At 72.8% G+C, this 4,125-nt stretch carries 4 protein-coding genes; 2 read left to right on the forward strand and 2 right to left on the reverse strand.

The window, feature by feature from the left end:
* Positions 1-685 (reverse strand): homoserine kinase (locus tag VFE05_12100; GenBank protein ID HET6230805.1); only part of this gene is annotated, 685 nt, incomplete at its 3' end.
* Complete coding sequence (locus VFE05_12105) at positions 682-1,182, reverse strand: YbaK/EbsC family protein (GenBank protein ID HET6230806.1); 501 nt, start codon at positions 1,180-1,182, stop codon at positions 682-684. The genes VFE05_12105 and VFE05_12100, both read right to left, overlap by 4 nt.
* A 503-nt stretch (positions 1,183-1,685) precedes the next feature.
* Here VFE05_12105 and VFE05_12110 point away from each other — a divergent pair.
* Both VFE05_12110 and VFE05_12115 read left to right on the forward strand, forming a co-directional pair.
* Positions 1,686-3,239 carry a PAS domain S-box protein gene (locus VFE05_12110; GenBank protein HET6230807.1) on the forward strand — a complete coding sequence of 518 codons (1,554 nt, stop codon included), beginning with the start codon at positions 1,686-1,688 and terminating at the stop codon, positions 3,237-3,239.
* A 260-nt stretch (positions 3,240-3,499) separates the two neighbouring features.
* Positions 3,500-3,952: a GNAT family N-acetyltransferase gene (locus tag VFE05_12115; GenBank protein HET6230808.1), complete on the forward strand. Its 453-nt coding sequence runs from the start codon at positions 3,500-3,502 to the stop codon at positions 3,950-3,952.
* Positions 3,953-4,125: the final 173 nt, after the last annotated feature.

The following is a 4,125-nucleotide window of genomic DNA, read 5'->3' on the forward strand; positions in this document are numbered from 1 at the left end:
CCAGCGAGCGGCCCAGCAGCGCCAGGTCGCCCGTGAAGCACGCGGCCACGAACGCCGCCAGGTTCGCGGACTGCGCCACCAGCACGTGCAGGTCCACCTCGCGCCTCAGCACGGCGCGGGCAGCGCGCGTGTCCAGCCGCAGGTGCGGGTGCACCAGCACGCAGCGCACGGACGGCGGCACCGGCAGCGGCACCACGTCCGGCGGGTCTATGGAGCGCACCAGCACCAGGCCGCCGTGCAGCATGGGCGCCACGTTGTCGCCGTGCGCGGCCCCGCTCGCCACCGCTTCACCCACCAGCGCGTACCGCAGCAGCCCGTCCAGCCCCAGCGGCTCCGGCAGCAGCCGGTTGGCAGCCACGACACCGGCCACCGCGGACGCCGCCGAGCCGCCCATCCCCGAGCCGAGCGGGATGCCCTTGCGGATCTCCACCTCCATCCCGAACGGCAGCGCCAGCTCCTCCGCCATCCGCACCAGCCCCGCCGTGGCCGTGTTCGCCTCCGGCGCCGTGGGCAGCGCGTCGTCCAGCCCCGTCACCGAGACGATGCGCACGCCCGGCTCGTCCGTCCGCCGCACCGTGACCTCGTCGCCCACCGCGTCCACCACGTGGCCCAGCACATCGAACCCCACGCCCACGTTGCCGACGGACGCGGGCGCGAAGGCCGTGGCCCAGCTCCGTCCGCTCACGCGCCCGAGCCCGGCGCCGGACGGTCGCGGTCGGTCAGGTTCACCACGCGGGCGCCGCTGGCGCGCACCAGGTCCGACGGGGAGATGAGGATCTCGTGGCCCCACTGGCCGGTGCCCACGCCCAGCACCTCCTCGTCCATCAGCGCCGCGTCCACGAACGTGCGGAAGCCCGGCGGCTGCCACCCGAACGGCGGCACGGAGCCGACGACGTAGCCGGTCGTCTCCTTCACCGCGTCCAGGCTGGCCATGCGGATGTCCTTGGACCCGATGGCCTTCTTCAGGAACCCGGACACGGCGTTCTGGTCTCCGCCCACCATCACCAGGACGCGCTCGCCGCCGGCGGCCTCGAAGACGAGCGTCTTCACCATCTGCCGCTCGCGGAAGCCCAGCGCGTGCGCCACGTTCGCCGCGCCCTTCTCCGTCTCGGGCGAGAACTCGCGCCGCTCGTACGGGATCGTCAGGCGGTCCAGGTGCTCGTGCGCGGGCAGGTTGATCATTGGCGTTGGGTGTCGGTGTGAAGGTGGGGGGATGCGGGGCGGGTGAATAATCGCCCGGCACAACGGACTGTCGGCGGATGTGCGAGGCCGGCGAGCGCCCCCTCCCGCCCGCTTAGGCTCGCACCCTCCCCCGCAAGCGGGAGAGGGTTGGGGGTTCTCCGCGCGTCGGAAGCTTCGGTGCGAGGGGAAGGGTTCGGGGTTAGTCCGCGAAGGCGGACTTTGCGCCGTTGTTGCCGCGGTTTCAACCGCCTGTCTGCCCGGTTCCATCTACCGAAACCCAGAGCCTGACCGGCGCCGCGCGAGGCGCTAACCAGTATCCCGGCCTGCCTCGCACCGCAAGGAGCAGCGCGGCGTATGCGACCTGGCGTGTGGCGGGGCGCCGAGACTCTGGAGGTATCGCGCGACGGAACGTATGATATGGCCTCCGGCGGGCGCGGCCTGGCCGGACGTTTGCGGAAGCGGCCCCGCCCCAGGCCGCCCGGAGCCTCCCCGAACCTTCCACCATGCCGCACTCCCCCGCCCGCCGCGCATCTCCCGCGCCCGCCATCCTGCCGGGCAGCGACGAGCTGTACCGCCTGCTGGTGGAGCACGTCACCGACTACGCCATCTTCATCACCACGGCAGACGGGCACGTGGCCACGTGGTCCGAGGGCGCGGGCCGCATGACGGGCTACACCGAGGACGAGGCGGTGGGCAGCCACGTCTCCATCCTCTACCCGCCCGAGGACGCCGCGTCCGGCGCCCCCGCCCGCGACCTGGAGATCGCGGCCGAGCGCGGGCGCTGCGACGCCATCGCGTGGCGCGTGTGCAAGGACGGCTCGCGCATCTGGGTCACCGCCGTGATCACCGCGCTGATGGACGCGGACGGACGCGTGATCGGCTACGGGCAGATCCTGCGCGACCTGACCGACCGGCGGCTGGTGGCGCAACAGTACGAGGAGAGCCGCCAGCGCTACCGCTCGCTCTTCGAGCACAACCCGGACGCGATCTTCTCGCTGGACCTGGAGGGCCGCGTCGCCAGCGCCAACCCCGCCACCGCCCAGCTCTCCGGCCACGAGCCCGACGAGCTCACGGGCACGCCGCTCTGGCCGCTGGTGCTGCCGGCAGACCGCGACCGGGCGCGGGAGCTGTTCGCCCTGGCCGCCGCGGGCGAGCCCCAGCACGCCGAGGTCGCCATCGCGCACCGCAGCGGACGCCGCGTGGACCTGAGCGCCACCCTGGTCCCCATCCTCGTGGAGGGCGAGATCCTGGGCGTGTACTGCATCGCCGAGGACGTGACGGAGCGGAAACGGGCTGAGGCCGAGCGCGAGATCTTCGTGCTCCGCGAGCGCATCGCCCGCGCCGAGGCCGAGGCGGCGAACCAGGCCAAGAGCGACTTCCTGGCCGTGGTCTCGCACGAGCTGCGCAGCCCGCTCAACGTGATCACCGGCTTCGCGGACCTGCTCAGCGACGGCGAGGCGGGCTCGCTCAGCGACGTGCAGCTGCGCCACATGGGCCGCATCCAGGCCAGCTCGCGGCAGCTCTTGGGGATGATCGACGAGGTGCTCAGCTACGCGCGCATGGAGAGCGGGCGCGAAGGCGTGGTGCGCGGGCCCGTGGACCTGGCCGCGCTCGCCCGCGAGGCCGCCGCCGCGCAGCGCCCCGCCGCGCGCGCCAAGGGCCTGGACGTGGAGGTGGAGGCGCACGGCGACTGCACGGCCCACACCGACCGCGCCAAGGTCGCCCAGATCCTGGCGAACCTGCTCTCCAACGCCGTGAAGTTCACCGCGCAGGGCGGCATCCGCGTGGGCGTCCGCTGCGACGCGGGCGCCAGCACCCTCACCGTCGCCGACACCGGCCCCGGCATCGCCGCGGACCAGGTGGAGAAGATCTGGGAACCGTTCTGGCAGGCCGAGCAGCCCACCGTGCGCCGCGCGGGCGGCACCGGCCTGGGCCTCAGCGTGGCCCGCCGCCTCGCCAGTCTCCTCGGCGGCGACGTGGAGGTCGACAGCCGCCCCGGCCACGGCAGCACCTTCACCGTCCGCCTCCCCGCGCTCCCTCCTTCCGACGCGCACTGATCGGCCCTCGCCCTGCCGTACATCGGCCGGCGTTGGCCTCCGCCGCACAAGTCTCTCGACTCGCCCTGATCTCCCGACCCGCTGCGCCCGACGCCCGTCCCCAGCCAGGCTCGATCGCACCGCCCGCGAACCCGCCCCTGATCCGCTTCCTCGTCCGTCCCGCTTGCACGGGGTGTTCGGTAGATGCGATGCTGTCTGGCGCGCCCGCGGCCACTTCGTCCTGCCGTGCGGTTCGCCAACCCGACGACAAGGTGCAACCGATGGATGCGCATGGCCTGACGGTCCGCCCCGCCGCGGCGGAAGACGCGGAGCAGATGGTGCCGCTGCTGGAAGAGCTGGGCTACCCCAACGATCCACACGTCGTTCGCGAGCGCCTGGCGAAAGTCCCGCGCGACGACTCACAGGTTCTCGTTGCAGAAGACGAGGACGGTCGCCTGATCGGCCTCGCCACCATGCAGGTGAAGTGGGCCCTCCACCGCCCGGCGGATGCGCGGCTGGGCAGCCTGGTCGTCGCCTCGCGGGTGCGCGGGCGCGGCGTGGGCCGCCTGCTGCTGGACGCGGTGGAACGCTGGGCCGCAGACCACGGCTGCACCCGGGTGGAGCTCACCAGCGGCTCCCAGCGCACCGACGCCCACGCCTTCTACGAGCACTGCGGCTACCACTCAGAGAGCCGCCGCTTCGTCAAACCCGTCTCCTCATCCACGGCCCCCTGAAGCAGGCACCCGGCGTAAACGTCTACGCAACCGTGGAACAGGCTCCCCTCCCCCAGGCAGTTTTGGGGGAGGGGCTGGGGGAGGGGGCCTCCGTCGGCACCTTGACACAACCCCCCTGAAGGCGGATATTAGGGGCTTGCGTTGTTTCCAGGCAATTCCGTCTCAGTAACGGG

The sequence above is a fragment of the Longimicrobiaceae bacterium genome (assembly GCA_035696245.1).
In the GTDB taxonomy this organism is placed as follows: domain Bacteria; phylum Gemmatimonadota; class Gemmatimonadetes; order Longimicrobiales; family Longimicrobiaceae; genus DASRQW01.